General features: G+C 42.4%; 20 protein-coding genes. 9 read left to right on the top strand and 11 right to left on the bottom strand.

The window, feature by feature from the left end; translation table 11 throughout:
* Positions 1–219: 219 nt before the first annotated feature.
* Entirely contained in the window at positions 220–1,254 is a 1,035-nt protein-coding gene (gene purM / locus MJ764_RS02095; protein WP_239324211.1) for a phosphoribosylformylglycinamidine cyclo-ligase, read from the top strand.
* Between the two features lie 363 nt (positions 1,255–1,617).
* On the opposite strand, the gene MJ764_RS02090 is transcribed toward purM, so the two are convergent.
* Both MJ764_RS02090 and MJ764_RS02085 read right to left on the bottom strand, forming a co-directional pair.
* Positions 1,618–2,586, bottom strand: coding sequence for a phospholipase D family protein (locus tag MJ764_RS02090; protein WP_239324209.1), 969 nt, complete (start codon positions 2,584–2,586; stop codon positions 1,618–1,620).
* Positions 2,587–3,270: 684 nt separating this feature from the next.
* Entirely contained in the window at positions 3,271–3,822 is a 552-nt protein-coding gene (locus MJ764_RS02085; protein ID WP_239324207.1) for an HPP family protein, read from the bottom strand.
* 135 nt (positions 3,823–3,957) lie between these two features.
* Between MJ764_RS02085 and MJ764_RS02080 the strand changes: the two genes are divergently transcribed.
* Positions 3,958–4,563, top strand: coding sequence for a TetR/AcrR family transcriptional regulator (locus MJ764_RS02080; RefSeq protein ID WP_239324205.1), 606 nt, complete (start codon positions 3,958–3,960; stop codon positions 4,561–4,563).
* A gap of 291 nt (positions 4,564–4,854) precedes the next feature.
* On the opposite strand, the gene MJ764_RS02075 is transcribed toward MJ764_RS02080, so the two are convergent.
* From MJ764_RS02075 to MJ764_RS02065, 3 genes are all read right to left on the bottom strand, one after another.
* Positions 4,855–5,490 (bottom strand): alpha/beta hydrolase, encoded by a 636-nt coding sequence (locus MJ764_RS02075; RefSeq protein ID WP_100138494.1) that lies wholly within the window; start codon positions 5,488–5,490, stop codon positions 4,855–4,857.
* 5 nt (positions 5,491–5,495) lie between these two features.
* Positions 5,496–5,831 (bottom strand): (2Fe-2S) ferredoxin domain-containing protein, encoded by a 336-nt coding sequence (locus MJ764_RS02070; RefSeq protein ID WP_239324203.1) that lies wholly within the window; start codon positions 5,829–5,831, stop codon positions 5,496–5,498.
* 68 nt (positions 5,832–5,899) lie between these two features.
* On the bottom strand, positions 5,900–6,697 hold the full coding sequence (locus MJ764_RS02065; RefSeq protein WP_239324201.1) for a polyamine aminopropyltransferase: 798 nt from the start codon (positions 6,695–6,697) through the stop codon (positions 5,900–5,902).
* A 505-nt stretch (positions 6,698–7,202) separates the two neighbouring features.
* Here MJ764_RS02065 and MJ764_RS02060 point away from each other — a divergent pair.
* Positions 7,203–7,442, top strand: coding sequence for a hypothetical protein (locus MJ764_RS02060; protein WP_239324199.1), 240 nt, complete (start codon positions 7,203–7,205; stop codon positions 7,440–7,442).
* 677 nt (positions 7,443–8,119) lie between these two features.
* Here MJ764_RS02060 and MJ764_RS02055 read toward each other — a convergent pair.
* Complete coding sequence (locus MJ764_RS02055) at positions 8,120–8,983, bottom strand: phosphoribosylaminoimidazolesuccinocarboxamide synthase (protein ID WP_239324197.1); 864 nt, start codon at positions 8,981–8,983, stop codon at positions 8,120–8,122.
* Positions 8,984–9,205: 222 nt separating this feature from the next.
* Between MJ764_RS02055 and MJ764_RS02050 the strand changes: the two genes are divergently transcribed.
* The 3 genes from MJ764_RS02050 (at position 9,206) to MJ764_RS02040 (ending at position 10,313) form a co-directional block, all read left to right on the top strand.
* Positions 9,206–9,520 (top strand): ElaB/YgaM/YqjD family protein, encoded by a 315-nt coding sequence (locus MJ764_RS02050; RefSeq protein ID WP_239324195.1) that lies wholly within the window; start codon positions 9,206–9,208, stop codon positions 9,518–9,520.
* A gap of 89 nt (positions 9,521–9,609) precedes the next feature.
* On the top strand, positions 9,610–10,017 hold the full coding sequence (locus MJ764_RS02045) for a phage holin family protein (RefSeq protein WP_239324193.1): 408 nt from the start codon (positions 9,610–9,612) through the stop codon (positions 10,015–10,017).
* 2 nt (positions 10,018–10,019) lie between these two features.
* Positions 10,020–10,313: a hypothetical protein gene (locus MJ764_RS02040; RefSeq protein WP_239324188.1), complete on the top strand. Its 294-nt coding sequence runs from the start codon at positions 10,020–10,022 to the stop codon at positions 10,311–10,313.
* Between the two features lie 113 nt (positions 10,314–10,426).
* Here MJ764_RS02040 and dapD read toward each other — a convergent pair whose 3' ends face one another.
* Genes dapD through fur form a run of 3 tightly spaced genes read right to left on the bottom strand, consistent with a single transcriptional unit; the run spans position 10,427 to position 12,505 of the window.
* The gene (dapD, locus tag MJ764_RS02035) at positions 10,427–11,245 is read right to left on the bottom strand and encodes a 2,3,4,5-tetrahydropyridine-2,6-dicarboxylate N-succinyltransferase (protein WP_239324187.1); all 819 of its coding nucleotides are present in this window, start codon (positions 11,243–11,245) and stop codon (positions 10,427–10,429) included.
* A gap of 15 nt (positions 11,246–11,260) precedes the next feature.
* The gene (gene aat / locus MJ764_RS02030) at positions 11,261–12,043 is read right to left on the bottom strand and encodes a leucyl/phenylalanyl-tRNA--protein transferase (RefSeq protein ID WP_239324186.1); all 783 of its coding nucleotides are present in this window, start codon (positions 12,041–12,043) and stop codon (positions 11,261–11,263) included.
* 27 nt (positions 12,044–12,070) lie between these two features.
* Positions 12,071–12,505 carry a ferric iron uptake transcriptional regulator gene (gene fur, locus MJ764_RS02025; protein ID WP_239324185.1) on the bottom strand — a complete coding sequence of 145 codons (435 nt, stop codon included), beginning with the start codon at positions 12,503–12,505 and terminating at the stop codon, positions 12,071–12,073.
* A gap of 129 nt (positions 12,506–12,634) precedes the next feature.
* Here fur and MJ764_RS02020 point away from each other — a divergent pair, with 129 nt between their 5' ends.
* A complete protein-coding gene (locus tag MJ764_RS02020) occupies positions 12,635–13,018 on the top strand; it encodes an outer membrane protein assembly factor BamE (RefSeq protein ID WP_239324184.1) in 384 nt (127 codons plus the stop codon).
* Positions 13,019–13,022: 4 nt separating this feature from the next.
* Positions 13,023–13,835: a 4-hydroxy-tetrahydrodipicolinate reductase gene (gene dapB, locus MJ764_RS02015; RefSeq protein WP_239324183.1), complete on the top strand. Its 813-nt coding sequence runs from the start codon at positions 13,023–13,025 to the stop codon at positions 13,833–13,835.
* Positions 13,836–14,031: 196 nt separating this feature from the next.
* On the opposite strand, the gene MJ764_RS02010 is transcribed toward dapB, so the two are convergent.
* Positions 14,032–14,361, bottom strand: coding sequence for a four-helix bundle copper-binding protein (locus MJ764_RS02010; protein WP_239324181.1), 330 nt, complete (start codon positions 14,359–14,361; stop codon positions 14,032–14,034).
* 653 nt (positions 14,362–15,014) lie between these two features.
* Here MJ764_RS02010 and MJ764_RS02005 point away from each other — a divergent pair.
* Positions 15,015–15,287, top strand: coding sequence for a DksA/TraR family C4-type zinc finger protein (locus MJ764_RS02005; RefSeq protein WP_239324180.1), 273 nt, complete (start codon positions 15,015–15,017; stop codon positions 15,285–15,287).
* 549 nt (positions 15,288–15,836) lie between these two features.
* On the opposite strand, the gene MJ764_RS02000 is transcribed toward MJ764_RS02005, so the two are convergent.
* Positions 15,837–16,580: an XRE family transcriptional regulator gene (locus MJ764_RS02000; protein ID WP_239324178.1), complete on the bottom strand. Its 744-nt coding sequence runs from the start codon at positions 16,578–16,580 to the stop codon at positions 15,837–15,839.
* Positions 16,581–16,823 lie beyond the last annotated feature (243 nt).

Raw genomic sequence — 16,823 nt, 5'->3', positions numbered from 1 at the left:
ATTTTCCATATCTTTTCCCTCTCCTTTATCTGACATTAAAGCAAAGACTGGCCAACTATTTATCCTGCTCAAAGCTGTCACAAAGATATAAGCCAGAATACGCCAGCTAATCATCCGCGCCAATTTCAACACCGTAAAAAGATGAAAAATGTTAAAATTGCTCGGTTTTTGTCTATTCCATCTCAATCAGCTTTGTTCTTGTCCAAAGGAAGCACACTAATGAGCCAGTCCCTGAGTTATCGTGATGCCGGTGTTGATATTGACGCTGGCGATTCGCTGGTCGAAAAGATTAAACCATTTGCCAAACGCACCATGCGTCCTGAAGTATTAGGCGATTTGGGCGGCTTCGGCGCACTTGTAGAAATCAGCCAGAAATACCGCCAGCCAGTACTGGTATCCGGTACCGATGGCGTAGGCACCAAACTAAAACTGGCATTTGAATGGGATCAACACGATACCGTCGGTATCGATCTGGTGGCCATGAGCGTCAATGACATTTTGGTACAGGGAGCAGAACCACTGTTTTTTCTGGACTACTTTGCCTGTGGTAAACTGGATGTTGAACGTGCAGCAGCAGTGATTAAAGGCATTGCCGCCGGTTGTGAACAATCAGGATGTGCCCTGATTGGCGGTGAAACCGCCGAAATGCCCGGCATGTACCCAGATGGCGAATATGATTTGGCTGGCTTTGCTGTAGGCGTGGTTGAAAAAGCACAGGTTATCAACGGACGCAGTATTGTGACCGGTGATATGGTACTGGGACTGGCCTCTAATGGTATTCATTCCAATGGCTATTCATTAGTGCGCAAAATTATTGAGCGTGCCCAACCAGAATTGGACGCCGAATTTGAAAATGGCCAAACCCTGCGGCAGGCCATCATCGCCCCTACCCGTTTATACGTTAAGCCCGTTCTGGCTGCATTAAAACAGTTTACCATCAAGGGTATGGCACACATTACCGGTGGTGGCATCAGCGAAAACGTACCCCGTATCCTGCCAGACAACACCGTTGCCGCAATTGACGCCCAGTCTTGGCCACTGCCAAAACTCTTTCAGTGGTTACAACAGGCCGGACAAGTAGATATACAGGAAATGTACCGTACCTTTAATTGCGGTATCGGCATGGTAATGATTGTAGACGCCGCAGACGCTGTTGCTGTACAGCACTTTCTACAGCAAGAGGGCGAAACTGTTTACCAGATTGGTACCATTCGTACACGTCAGGGTGATGAACATCAAACGCAAATAGGCTGAAAAATTACATCTACAGAATATAAATCAAAAGCCCAGTATCAGCTTGCGCTAATTTCTGGGCTTTTTTCAAATTAATCTGGTCAAATAATACTGATAACTAATTAATTTTGTAGTGAAAAGCACTTTCGTCTGTCGCAAGTAAAATTGTTCTCCTTAGGAAGCTTTCCACAGACAAGTTATACAAAATCTTATTTCTTTATTAACACTTCAAATATTATTAAATGATTCAGATAAATCAGAATGGTGCCTAAATAAACTAATCATTCCTGTGCAAACAAGGATACAATATCAAAGAAATAGATAATTTCTTACAGCCATCATAATAAATAACCCAGACATATGACACTAAAAAAATTAAAATCATTAATTCTGTAATAATTCCTTTAAATCTTCATAGCTTAATTTAACTTTATCTGTTTCATCTTTGCTCCATTCTAGAGCTTTTTCCTTAAGCCTACTTTTAATTTCTTTGGTTAATTTAAATGGCCCCTCAGACCTCTTCTTTAAAAAATCAATAAGATACATATTACCTTTTGATTTATCAACGACAATTTTCTGGCAACAAAAAAACTTGATTTTATTCCCCCGTTTATTCATACATAAAATAATCTCATTTTCTCTATAGTCTTTTTCATACTCACGATCAATCTTAAAGCATTCATGCTTATCAAAATTTAGTTGCTCACAAGAATTTTCTTTTCCAACTTTAGCTTCAATATATTTCATTTCCTCCTCATCCATATATCTATCCCAAATTAAAATTGCTAATTCAGGTGGAATTTCTTGTTTTAAATAATCTTCCAAACTTGAATCTGTACTATTTGAATTTAACCAAACTCTAGATTTTAAATGTTTTTTTCTATATTTTTCTAGTTCATCATTAAAATTTTTACCCTTACAATCTAATACTTTATCTAATACTTTTACTTCAGCAATTTCTTTTAAGTAGTCTAAGTACAACTTTTTATTCTGTATGTAAAGGCATGTATCTCGAACAAGCTTCAGCCCTTTTTGGGTAAAATTGGCGCTTCCTATAATAGTAATATCTGGCTCAATCATATAGAGCTTCCAATGAACGCTATCGTCATATCTGAAATCAATATAAAATTTAAAATTATTATTCTCCTCAGCCTCTTCAATGCAAAAATCTATCAAATCGATAGAAGAAAAGGCATTGATTGTCCCTATAATAAGTTCAACCTGATTATGTTGATCAAGTAATTGTTTTATATCAGATTCAATTCCACTTATAAAAGCAGAAACAATAGTAATTTTTTTATTATAATTTTGTAGTAAGATTTCACGCAGACAATCTTCTCTCAAAATTTTCATATTTATCCTCTAATTTAACATTTAGATGTTTAATGTGCTGACTATAGCACATGGTCATTTACAACAACTTTTTTGTTGATTAATCTTAAGCCAAATCACTTATTATTTAGCCGGTATTGTTATAGGCTTTGTCCAACAAGTGCTTTATTTAGACAAAATAAAAATGCTTCTAACATAAAAGATAATGTATCAATAAGCTATATTTTGATAAAAACATAATATTAACAATCATATCCATATTTTATTTTATTTATAATAACGTTAATTATCAATTAAAATAACAGGAGTAGTGATGCAAAAATGGCTATTAATTATAACCGCAGCTACTTTCATGGTTAGCATTGCACAAGTCAAAGGCTGTTTGCCCTGCTCTGGAAAAAAGGCGGTATTTCTTATTGTGCGGGTATAAAACCTGTTTGCAAGATGGAAGTCTCAGTGCTTCCAAGCGTATTTGTAATGTATAAATTAAAAAAGGCATAATCATGGTTATACCTTTTTTATTAACCGGATAAAGTACAATAATAAAATTTTTAATCTAAATACCCTACTAGTACAAAACTTATCCAAAAAATTAAGCAGTCTGTTTCAGTGTTGCATATTGCATTGGCGTGATATTAGTTAGTACCTGATGAGGTCTTTAGATACCGAGAGTTATTAACCATTCTGCCAAATCATACAGGCACGCTAACCCCCTTTTGATTTTATATGTTTGTTATCCATACCTGAATGATAGCCCAGCCAATAACAGGGCCAATGGGTTCCGGCTCCGATATTATTGACTATTAAAGCGACAAGAACTAACAGAACTGAACCTATCAGTACGGGTGTCAACAAGAATGAATAGTCAGTGATTCCTGACATCATGATAAGAATAGGATTTGCACCCGCAGGGGCATGGACTACACGTAAAAATTGCATTAAAGCAATGGATATGCCAACCGCTAATGCTATGGATAGTATTCCATTACCAAATAAATTGATGAACAAAATCCCTACTAAAGCCGAGATAAAATGCCCCCCGATAACACTTCTTGGCTGAGCTAATGGTGCTTTAGGTACGGCAAATAATAATACACATGTTGCACCAAATGGAGCCATGATTGCTAAAGTACCGCTCCAGTAAGTTATCAGGAGTAACACGAAAATTCCCAAAGTGCCACCAGTAAAACCTCTCAATATCGCTACTGCATTAGGTCGGGGCTGCATGGCCTCTCCCCCTTTAATTTTTACTAACATGAATTCCTCCTGTAATGAATAAGTAAACATTATTGTTTAAATAAATACAATAAATAAACGATTGCGTTTACTTATTGTATTTTCAAAACCATTTATGGTCAAATAATATTTATAATTAACCAAAATGGTGTTATTGTGATAAAATCACAAAAATATGCTAAAAACGTCAAAATAATGAAATCTGAAATTATTGATAAGATACTTGCTGCTGCTGAATCACTTTTTAATGAATTTGGTTACTGCGCTGTTAGTCTGGAGCTCGTTGCAGAACGTGCAGGAGTATCGAAACGAACGTTATATAAATATTTCGGTGACAAAAATGGGCTGGTGAGTAAAGTATTACTTAGGAGGAATGCTTTTTTTAAAAAGTCAATTACAGATGTGATTGCGGTATTTTCGGAGAAAAAAGATAAAATTAATGCGCTTATTTCATGGCATATCAGGTGGTTTAACGATAACGACTATCGCGGTTGCATGTTTGTGCGTGCTCAGGCTGAATATGGCAATAGAAGTGAAGAAATATGCTCTATTGTTAGAGAACACAAACTATGGATGCAGACTTCAATTTCTCAATGGCTGGGCGCAACCGCAGCATCTGAGCAGGCGGCTTGCCTGATTATGTTAATACTTGAAGGTATGATCGCCTACACATCGGTTTTTGGCGTTGAGGGGCATGATTTTGAACGAGAAAAGATATATATATATGATATAGTTGACGCTATTGGTAACGCTAATGCATGAAATAATTAATAGCCGTTTATCTATGTAATCGTCAATTTTGTACAGATGTGATTTTCAATCAGGGATTGATGCGTACTGCACATTCTGTAATCAACTGATAGCGCGCTTTATTAATTTTATATTGGCTTGCCTATTTTCAGCTGTTGGCTATATTGTTTAATAGGTGTGCTTGCCAATATAAGATTCTGAGCAGGTAAATTCTGATTTACCCTGAACAACTCTTTTAAAATTAGTGTATTGATATTTAATTACTTATATTTTATTTAAGCATTCAGGGTAGTAATATTTTTATTATTCAACCAGTAACGCTGGAAACAGCCGCTCAATCCACTGGCGCAGCAAAATCAGTTTGCCATGGAAAAAATGGCCGGAGCCGGGCACAACCAGTACAGGTAAATCCTGCGCCTCTGCCCAGTTCATGCTGTTTTGCAATGGTACTACTTCGTCTTTTTCACCATGAATCAGTAAGGTAGTGGCTGGATTGTAGGCATTGGGCGCATCAACAGGATACATGCCAATCGCAGGACCCATCAGCAGTAAGGCATCCGGACGGGCAGTTAAGGCACTGAATAAGGCAACATAGCCGCCAAAGGAAAAGCCGGACAACACCAGTTTGTTCACTTCTGGATGCTGGGAACGGGCAAAATCAACTACAGCAAGGCAGTCTGCTACTTCACCGCGGCCATAATCATGCTCGCCGTCGCTATTGCCCACACCGCGCAGATTGGGCAGATAGCAGTGAAAGCCCAGTCCGGTAAGTGCTTTGGCAGCAGTCTGTACGACTTTGTTGGTATTCAGCCCGCCCTGTAATGGGTTAGGATGATTAATCACGGCTACACCACGGGCGGTGCCCTGTGCCGGTAGATAGATGGTTTCCAGCCGTCCTGCCGGCCCGTTAATCCAGATGTTGGGTTGTTGCTTTAGCATCGGGTTTACTCGCTACTTTTGGGTTTATCCATTAATAAACGGGTAACGACACGGTCGTTAGCCAGTTCTTCATCAAGAATTTCCTGTAAATCACTTTCGTCTACATAGGTATACCAGCGCCCTTGCGGATACAGTACCATAACTGGCCCTTCATCACAGCGTCCGAGACAGCCGGCACTGCTGATGCGCAGTTTACCCACGCCCATCAGCCCCATTGCTTTAGCATGGCCTTTGAGGTAATCAACTGCATCGGCACCGACGTTATCGTCACCGCAGCTCTGGCGGCACGGGTTATCACGGCGATTGGTGCAGACAAACAGATGTTTGGCATAATAACTCACGGGTTTTCCTTTATTCTTTCTGCCTGTTTACGCTGGCAGTGCGAGTTGGTGCGCCAGCGTGAGGTTATTTAATCATTAAATGACAGCGGACGATTGCTGTGTACCTGCTGGGCTTTTATGGCAGCCAGCATGGCGGGTAAATCCAGATTAAACTGGCTGGCGCGCTGCCCGGCACGTTTTTTCAGCTTATCCCAGTCGCGCAGTGTTGGTGGCTGCTGAAAGGCCAGTACGGCAATATTGCCATGGGTTTCTGCCGGCACCATCAGCACACGGTTGTCAAATACTTCGCGCAGGCGGCGTACAAAGGTTTGAAAACGTTTGTCACCCTGCCACCAGTTGGTGACAAAGATGCCATGTTCGCTGAGTGCCTGACGGCAATCAGCAAAAAATGGTTCAGCTACCAGACTGTCTATAATCTGCTCGCCATCGAAGCCATCTACCAGAATGATGTCGGTATTACCTCGTAATACTTTGATGTATTCGGCACCATCGTCTTCGATAATTTCGAATTTTTCACCTTCAAACGGCAATTCAAACATGCTGCGCGCAATGCTGATGACCTGCGGATTGATATCAACAGCAGTTTGGCTGGTATCAGGCAGATAGGCATCAATCCAGCGCGCAAATGAGCCACCGCCCAACCCGATCTGAGTAATATGCTGCGGCATATCATCGATAAACAGCAGCCAGGCCATCATGGCTCGGCTGTATGACAGTACCAGCTCGGCCGGATTATCTACATTCATTGAGCTTTGAATGGTAGGCGTACCCAGATGCAAGGAACGGATGTTACCTGATTCGGATATGCCTACTTCCGGTAATTCATGGCGTGCAGGACGTAAACGGCGATAAGGATGTTGTGGCATGGTGGTTTCCATCATCAGATAACATGGGTTGGTGGGTGCCTGCTTGGTAACTGGATAAGCGCCGGCTACGTATATTTGTTCACACCAGCGTTAATCAACACAGTATCAGCAATCTGCTGAATAAGCTGGTATTGTGGATAAGTAAGCCAGTACTGTACTGTAAGGAGCTGCTGGCAAAAATAAAAGCTTACTGAACAGACCGACACAGTGTGGTCTGTGCAGGCGTATTATATATGTATGGCAGGATTTATGTTTTATTTAAAGAGCGCAAAAAACCCTGCTTGTGAATGACGGCTAATATATCACTACATTCGTCATGTTTACATGCTAACTTGCTGGCCATTTGCGTAGTCTATACATCAATGTGCTATTCCCTACCGCACACATCTTCATAAATCTGCACAATTTCATTGTATGCAGCAAAATCGGCCAGATTGAATATGTGCTGCTTTTGATTTTGAAATGAACACATTGCCAGTGCTATAGGGGTTGGTGTTCAGAACAGATGTGTGGCAACGCTTATCAGCATGGCCATCAGTGTAAAAGCCTGTTTGGGCAGATGCAGCATCTGGATACTCGGGCGGATATTGTTTTGAATGCTGCCCAGCTTACGCTACCCAATTCCATGCGTTCAGCGGCGATGGTCATACTTCGTGTCGCAATCATGGTATTTTCCACGCACAGAATAAAAATATCAGTACAGATTATGCCATCATCGGCCAAACCAAGCTGGGCACAGATGTGATGATTGCGATACGGGTCAAACACACAAAAGCCAGTAAGTCGCCGTTGTGCTCCCTCCTGCTACCAGACAGTACGAATCTGGTCACACAATGGTGAATCGGTAACGCAGATAATTGTACATTGTGGTAAAAAATCTGATGCAGGTGCGCGTATGTATATTACTCGTTTGTCAGTGCGGATCTTTGAAATTGCGCACGGTACACATTTGTAACCGTAATTCTTTTGTTGCAGAAATATTCTTTACTCTTTTTCTTTAATCATGATTTATATTAAGTAAATATTAATGAATTCAATCTGCCGGAATACAGATAAAAAAAACCGGCGCGTGGCCGGCTAACACGGGTGTTGTTTAATACAAATGCTTCCTGCTAAGGCGTAAGCTATGCTTTTAACACTGGTAAATGTTAAAGCCTAGTAAGCATACGGATAATACCTGTTTGGTTAAAGCAGAATTTCCTTCAAAGAAATCAGTGATGATGGCTGGCTTGCATGGCCAATCACTTATTTCATTAGTCATGGATAGCAGCAGTTAATGCTCATTTCGCCCAGTCAAGGCTGTGTCTGCTATTTTCACGTACTGGTGCTGTTATATTCCAACCGGAATATTCCTGTCAGCAATTTATCACATCACAAACAGTTACTGGCCGGGCTGTTTTATCTGCCACTCTGAATAAATACTTACACTTCTGCGAGTAAATGCAGTGCTTCCTGATATTTAGCCAGTGTTTTGGCAATAATATCGGCCGGTACTTGCGGTGCTGGCGGCTGTTTATTCCAGCCGGATGCCTCCAGCCAGTCTCGGATAAACTGTTTGTCAAATGAAGGTGGATTGGTACCAACCTGATAGTTATCTACCGACCAGAAACGGCTGGAATCCGGAGTAAGCACTTCATCCATTAAAGTTAATGTACCATTCTCATCCAAACCGAATTCGAATTTTGTGTCAGCAATGATAATGCCTTTGCTACGGGCATAAGTGGCTGCTTCGGTATACAGCTCAATGGCTTTGGTGCTTACCTGCCTGGTCAGTTCTTCACCCAGCAAGGTGGTGCATTGTGCCAGACTGATGTTTTCATCATGGTCGCCTACAGCAGCTTTGCTGGATGGGGTAAAAATCACTTCCGGCAACTGTTCGGCTTCGCGCAATCCCGCCGGTAACTTAATGCCGCAAACCGCACCTGTCTGCTGATAATCGCGCCAGCCACTGCCGGAAAGATAACCGCGGACAATGGCTTCGATTTTCAGCGGAGTCAGCTTTTTCACTACGACTGCTCGTTTGGCAATTTTATCCGCCTGCTCGCGTGGCAGCACATCATAAACTGTTGCACCAGTAAAATGGTTTGGCATGATATGTTGCAGTTTTTTAAACCAGAAATTGGATATCTGGGTAAGAATTTCACCTTTTCCTGTTATAGGTTCAGGTAAAATTACATCAAAAGCGGATAAGCGATCAGTGGCGACCATCAGCATGTGCTGCCCGTCAATTGCATACAAATCCCGTACTTTACCCGAATATATTTTCTCTAACGCCAGCTCACTCATTATCCATCCCCATTAAACGGTCAATTGCTAACAGATCAATATCTGTGCAAAAACATATCCTTGTGCTAAGGTAGTTCTTGTGTAACAGATGTTAGCAGCCAATAATGATTTTAACCGATATTGCAACAAAACTGGCAGTCTGTTTGTTGCATGACACAGGTTAAGCTGGCTGCTGATTTTGATGTTGTCAGTATTTTCACGCCACTTGTTAGGAGAATGATCATGGCTGATTTTGATTCCCAAAAAGAAGATTTGATGAAAGAAGTACGCTCTGTGCTGGATGAAGTTGAAAATTTATATGACAACGCCAGTGACAATGGTTCTGATCAGGCCAAGGAGCTGAAAGACCAGCTACGCAAAAAATTGGGTAATACCAAATCCAAATTGAGCGATCTGGAAAGTACACTGGCTGAAAAAGCCCGTGCTACAGCCGAACGCACTGATGAGCTGGTACGTGAACAGCCATATTACGCTATGGGTATTGCCGCTGCGGCGGGCTTTATTGCCGGTGTTATGCTGGGACGCTGCAAACGCTGAACAGTGCCACCAGCACAGGCTACATTCAGGCAATGCGGTAAATATACCAATTGCCTGAATATGATTCACTCTTAAACGGATACCATGGCATGAGTATAGGTAATCTTGGCCGCGATTTGCGCAAGCTAAAAATCTGGCTGACATATGGCAGTGAGTTATTGTGGATTCGTGCACGTATGCTGCGGCTGGATGCCATTGCCCAGCTACAAAGTATTATTGTACTGATGGTACTTGTGGTGCTGGCTGGAGTGGTGTTTTTTCTGGGCTTTATCAGTCTGCTATTCGGTCTGAATACTCTACTCACACCACAGGCCAAAGTATGGGTATTTTTTGGCATTGCCATTCTGTTTTTGCTTTTAATCCTGCTTCTGACCATTTTGATTGTTAAATTATTGCGCAAACAAAGTCAGTTTATGACTGAGACACTTGCGGCCATAAATAAAGATATAAGCTATCTTAAACACACAAGCAATGCCAAGGCTAATGGAGAACACTGAATATGAGTAAATTCGGTAAGCTGAATATAGCACAGCAACGTGAGCTGCTTGACCTACAGGCTCAGGGAGCACGATTAAAACTATTGGCTGAGCAGCTTAAAAATGGTAATCATGCCACTAAGTCAAATCTGTGGCAGCGTTCGCTGAATATCGTGGATAAAATTCCGGCTGGTGGTTTGGTTCTGAAACTGGCCAATAAACCCAAACGCTGGCGTAACAAGATATTAGTAGGTGCGTTATTGACTGTTGCCACGCTGATGGCCAGCAAAATCAATCAGTCCAGTCGCCGGTCTTAATTTGATAAAATCAATACCTGGATTTTGCCAGAGATGCAATATCTGCCGCATTCCAAAATAAAAGCCTCTTACTGCTTGTAAGAGGCTTTTATTTATTGCAAGCAGATTAAAGCTTAAATACCACGCAATAATTCATTCACGCTGGTCTTGGCGCGGGTTTTGGCATCCACTTTTTTCACAATCACAGCACAGTAAAGGCTATGGCTGCCATCTTTGGCCGGCAGACTGCCAGACACGACTACAGAACCGGCTGGCACACGGCCATAAGTGATTTCACCACTTTCACGGTCGTAGATTTTAGTGGACTGGCCAATAAACACGCCCATGGAAATCACACTGCCCTCTTCAACAATCACCCCTTCAACAATTTCAGAACGGGCACCGATAAAGCAGTTATCTTCAATAATGGTTGGTGCAGCCTGTAAAGGCTCCAGTACGCCGCCAATTCCCACGCCCCCACTGAGGTGAACATGTTTACCAATCTGGGCACAGGAACCTACTGTTGCCCATGTGTCTACCATGGTGCCCTCATCAACAAACGCACCGATATTTACGAATGATGGCATCAGCACCACATTTTTACCGATATGGCTGCCTGCACGCACCACTGCGCCCGGCACAGCACGAAAACCAGCCTGCTGAAAATCAGCCGCGCTCCAGCCGGCAAACTTGGTGGGCACTTTGTCAAAATAGCGGTTCACCGCATCATCAGCAATGACATTGTCACTGATTCGGAATGACAGTAATACTGCTTTTTTCGCCCATTCATTAACCTGCCACTGATTGCCCTGTTTTTCAGCCACACGCAGGCGGCCACTATCCAGTTGTTGCAAAGTTTCTGTTACCGCTTCCTTTACTTCCGCAGTTACAGAAGCCGGGGTAATTTCGGCACGATTTTCAAAAGCAGTTTCAATCACTTGTTGTAAAGACATAAAGTATTCCTATAATCAATGATTCAGGTAAGGGTTATCGCTGGGTAAGGGGATGACACCATTGTCGGCCAGTACTTGTGGCTTAACGGGCTGTGGCAGCGGCTGTGGATTAAACTGATGCAGACAGGCGGCAAAATCAGTAAACGGAATTTCCCGCGCACCGAAACTGGCCAAATAATTGGTATAAACCTGACAGTCAATCAGCGGCACGCCCTGCTGCTGCAAATAACGTACAGCATGGACAAAGGCAATTTTGGAAGCGTCGCCAGCATGGGCAAACATGGATTCCCCATAAAATATCTGCCCAAGCAGCACGCCGTATAAACCACCTGCCAGAAAGGCCTGCCCGTCCGTGTTCTGATACCAGCATTCAAATGAACAGGCATGCTGCTGTTGATGCAGCGTGTAATACGCCCGTTGCATTTCCGGTACCAGCCATGTACCGTTCTGGCCATTACGTGGCGTTTGCGCGCAGTTGGCAATAACCTGCCGGAAAGCATAATTCATCGTTACCGCATACGGTTTATTGCGCAGATGTTTGGCCAGTGAACGGCTGATTTTCAGTTCAGCCGGAAACAATACCATCCGCTGAGCAAAAGCCCACCACATAATTGGTTCATCAGGCGCATACCATGGAAAAATACCCCGCCGGTAGGCGGCCAGTATTCGTGCCGGGTTTAAATCACCACCGATAGCTACCAGACCATCACGCTGGCGCTGTGCAGATTCTATATCAGGAAAATCCAGATTTTCACTACACAGTACCGGAATACATGGCCGGTATTCAGGCTGATTCATACACGCACACCCTGACCCTTATTCAGTTCAGAAGTGTTTACTGTCAAACTGCTGACATTCGCCACATACGCCATACATATACAGCGCATGGTCAACAATACGATAGCCGTTATCGTCGGCGATTTTCTTTTGCAGTGTTTCAATTTCTTCACTGCAAAACTCAGTTACTTTGCCACATTTAATACAAACCAGATGGTCATGATGGCCACCACGATTCAGTTCATAAACTGCCTTGCCGGTTTCAAAATGATGGCGCAGCAGAATGTTGGCCTGTTCAAACTGGGTAAGTACGCGGTAAATGGTGGCTACGCCGATTTCAACCCCTTCATCCAGCAGGCGCCGGTATACATCCTCTGCACTCAGGTGCTCCTCGGGCTGAGCCTCAAATAGCTCCAGAATCTTCAGTCTGGGCCCTGTCACCTTTAAACCGTTATCTTTCAGTTGAGCTACATTGTTATTCATGATGCTTATTTCACCACTAGATGATAATACTCGCTATAATACGCACTTTTAAGGCAATTGCCCACTGGGTGTCATACAATGCCGCCATCGCCATTGCTAACTGTTTCGTCCCAGCTCCGAGGTATCAGCATGAAAAAAATATACTGCCTGCTAGCAGTGGCCGTTCTCGGCCTGAGTGCCTGCTCTACAGCCAAACTGGCACAAATCCCGTCGTACAAACTCAAAATCATTCAGGGTAATGAACTACCTGACCAGAATGTGGTGAACTCATTACAGCCCGGCATGAGCCGTGAACAAGTACAAATGTTGCTTGGCACACCACTACTGCGCGACCCGTTTCATGCCAATCGCTGGGATTATCTGTATGTGATTACCCGCGCCAGCGAGATTAAGGAAGAAAGAAAGCTGACTCTTTATTTTGATGCTGATGGCAAGCTGATTCATGCCGAAGGTGATGTCATCACTGCCCAACCACAGCCAGTATCTACCGCTGTGCCTGAAAAAACGGAGTAATCATATGTCTGCATCCCGCTTGAGAGTAGCTGTTGCCGGTGCCAATGGCCGCATGGGCAGAGCCCTGATTCAAAGTATCAGCCAGCGGCAAGATTGTGTATTAAGTGGTGCACTGACACACAAAGCCTCACCGGCTATCGGTATGGATGCCGGTTTTGCTATCGGGCTGGAACTTGGCGTGAGCATTTGTCACGACCCCGAAAAAGTACTAGACAATACCGATGTACTGATTGATTTCAGCAAACCGGAATCCACACTTAGTAATCTGGCTATTTGCGAACGCCTTGGTGTTAAAGACGTTATCGGCACTACCGGTTTTGATGACGCAGGTAAACAACGCATTGCTGAGGCTGCCGAAAAAACGGCTATTGTATTTGCGCCCAATTTCAGCGTGGGGGTAAACCTGACCTTTGCCCTGCTTAATACCGCGGCACGCGTGTTAAACGAAGGCTACGATATTGAAATCATTGAAGCGCACCACCGTCACAAAGTAGATGCCCCTTCCGGCACTGCATTGCGCATGGGAGAAGTGATTGCCGATGCCCTTGGCCGTGACCTGAAAACCTGTGCGGTTTATGGCCGCGAAGGCCACACCGGCGCGCGCGACCCGCAAACCATCGGCTTTGCCACTATTCGTGCTGGTGATATTGTTGGTGACCACACTGCCCTGTTTGCTACCGATGGCGAACGTGTGGAAATCAGTCACAAAGCTTCCAGCCGCGCTACCTTTGCCAATGGTGCTGTCCGTGCAGCAGTATGGCTGCGCCAGCATCAGCAGGGATTATTTGATATGCAGGATGTGCTTGGCTTGAAATAAACATAGCCGGAGTATCTTTACGACAAGGTTAGCCATTAATCTGGCTAACCTTGTATGCTTTGTAATCCATACAAGGCGCTATCATTGGAATTTAGTCGATTAAGCTCACCGGCTGATGTGTTTTCTGGCAACAATTTTATGTGGCACATATTAAAAGCCATTGTCTGCAACAATGGCCAGATAATCTCTAAATAAATCAGGCTGCCATAGCCATGCATTTATCTGCACAGGCGTTACAGGCTTCGGCACAGCGCTGGCAGTGCCCCATATCAAACCGCCCGCACTCCTGCGCACAAGCGCGACATACTTGAGCACATAGCTGGCATACCTGTGCGACAAAATCACTGTTCTTACACATAAAATTAACTGCAAGTGCACACATTTCAGCACATTGCAGATCCAGACTGATGCATTTAGCCATCATTTTGACATCATCTTCCTGTAGACAGGCTGTTGAGCAATACTGGCACAAGGCTATACAACAGTTACATGCTTCTACACATTCCTTAAATTTCAGTGCATCCATGATTCACATCCTTTTCAACAATATTTTGATTTAACAAGAGAAATCAAAATCAGTCTATAAAACCATAGCGCATATTGCAATCCAGCCAGAAGTAAATAAATATATGATTTAGATAGGCTAATTTAATTTTAGTAGTAAATAATCAATATATGCCAAATACACAATACCAACTGCCTGTTACTGTAAACTGATCAATGGAAAATTCAGGAATAATTTCAAAGCTGATGGTTAAATGATTATTTTCTAAATATACATATTGGTCTTTCAAGCTCGCCCTGTAAGCAAATGGATTGAATAATTAACAGGTGCTGATTCATTACAAAGTAACGCAGCAATATGACAATCAATACAAAATATGATGTAAATTGTTGTATACTAAATATTATTTAATAAAATTTGTACACAACACTATAACTATCGCGCGGACAAATGAGTTACAAGCGCTTTCAACTATAACAAGAGCCTTTTTTCCGCTCGCATTTCAATCATTACTCGCAGCCGGCATGTACGTTTATCTTGTGTTTTTTCTGGATGGCTGTGGCAGTGATTTTATCTAACCATCCAGTCTAACCATAATGATATTAATCAGCAGCATATTGAAAATCAAATGAACAATCTCCATTTCAATATACTGATATTTAAAGGAATTTATTATGGCCAGTGGATGGGCTTCAGATGATGCTGTGAATCAGCAGATAGAGAGCACAATAGCAGATGCCCTCAATCATGTACGTCAGCAGATGGAGTATGCAACAGAAAGTGCAGAATTTTGTGAAGAATGTGGTGAAGCTATTCCATTAGCACGCCGTCAGGCCATTCAGGGCGTGCGCTTTTGTGTTGGCTGCCAAACCGAACGCGATAAGGAAATACAGAAAGCATTCAGTCTATATAACCGGCGTGGCAGTAAGGACAGTCAGCTACGCTAGGCCAATTGAATTGGGCTATCTGGCACAGATTGAATGGCTTGCACCATGCAAAAATTCACACAATTGCTATTTAAATGATAAAGATTTATTGAACAAAGCGATGGTAATGGCTAGAAATTTAGTGTTTGAAGTCAGTATAAAGCTTTAAGCCTACAACTGATATACGGGTGTTATTTCTGTATTTGAATTTGCAAAACTTGCTTGGCACAATTAGTCTGATCTGCGGAAAGTGCTCAATCAGCCCGATAGAAAAGCGGTTTGATAATCATAACTAACTAGGCCACGAAGTATATTAGTTTTATCCGTTGCCGCTAACAGCAATATGGATGATTGAAACACTACTAGCCTGATTTGTCTACATTATGAACATGCATTTATTAGCACCTATCTGCATGCATCTGCTTTTCGTTGCAGGCTAGCGCTATGCTGTATTTTTCTAATTGTATAAAAGTCGCTATAACCGATAAACAGACTTTATTCTGGTTTAATTAGTGGTTTCTGGTTTACCAGCTACAATGCATACAGCCAGATATGATGTACTTTAGCGGTTTAGATTTTGCGACCAAACCACTCTACTTTGCCGATAATTTCAAAATCCTGTTCGCTATTAGCTAAATCGATGGTGAATGGTTCATAAGCATTATTGGCTGATGTTACCAGCAATTGATTATTTGGTTTGAGCTGGGTGCGTTTTACCAAAATATTCTTTCCTATGCGTAACACATATAGGCCATCGCCTCCAGCTTTTTTACTGTGATTAATCAGGACATGATCGCCATCGTTGAGTACACCGGTCATGCTGTCATCCTTGACAATCAGGGTACTGAGTTTTTGCGGATCAACATTCAGATAATTTTCCAGCCAGTTACGGTTAAAGGCAATGGTACACATTGCTTTGCTTTCCGTGGCTTCAATATTATCCGGGTTTTCGGTTGAACATACTGGAATAAATGCATAATCGCTGGCACAAACTGCATGGTGATGGTTACCATAACCACAATCTGCTTCACCGATAGGAGTATTCTTTGCCAGTGGATTAGGCAGTTCTGCATAATACTTTGCACTTTTCTGATCAATTTTTGGCCCTATGCCTGTTGCCAGCCATTTTATTTCTACCTGTGCAACACGAGCAATTTTAATCAGATTGGTAGTACTGGGTTCTGCTCCATCTCTAACCCATTTTGATGCTGTTGGGTACGCTACCTCTACTCTTCTGGACAACTCAGAAACACTGCCGAGAATATCCACTACTTCCTGCATTCTGGAGGCAAAGCCAACGTTAAAATTTTCCATATTTGAATTACCTTCAAATAAAAACAATGTAAGGTTTAATTTAAAATTTATTATTAAACAATCATTTACAATTTAAAGTTTAATTAGATACAACATTTAGCTACATAAAATTAAATTAAACCTTGCTAAAAATAACTTTTGCGATATAATCTAGTATGTGTATATATTAGGAGTAGCAATTCAACACATTAAATATATTCCAAACTAACATTATAAATTTAAGCCAAAGTTGCTATTTAAGCT

It is taken from the genome of Snodgrassella gandavensis, from assembly GCF_914768025.1.
Lineage (GTDB): Bacteria > Pseudomonadota > Gammaproteobacteria > Burkholderiales > Neisseriaceae > Snodgrassella > Snodgrassella gandavensis.
Note: the sequence above shows the minus strand (reverse complement) of the source record. Positions and strands in the feature narration are given on the sequence as shown.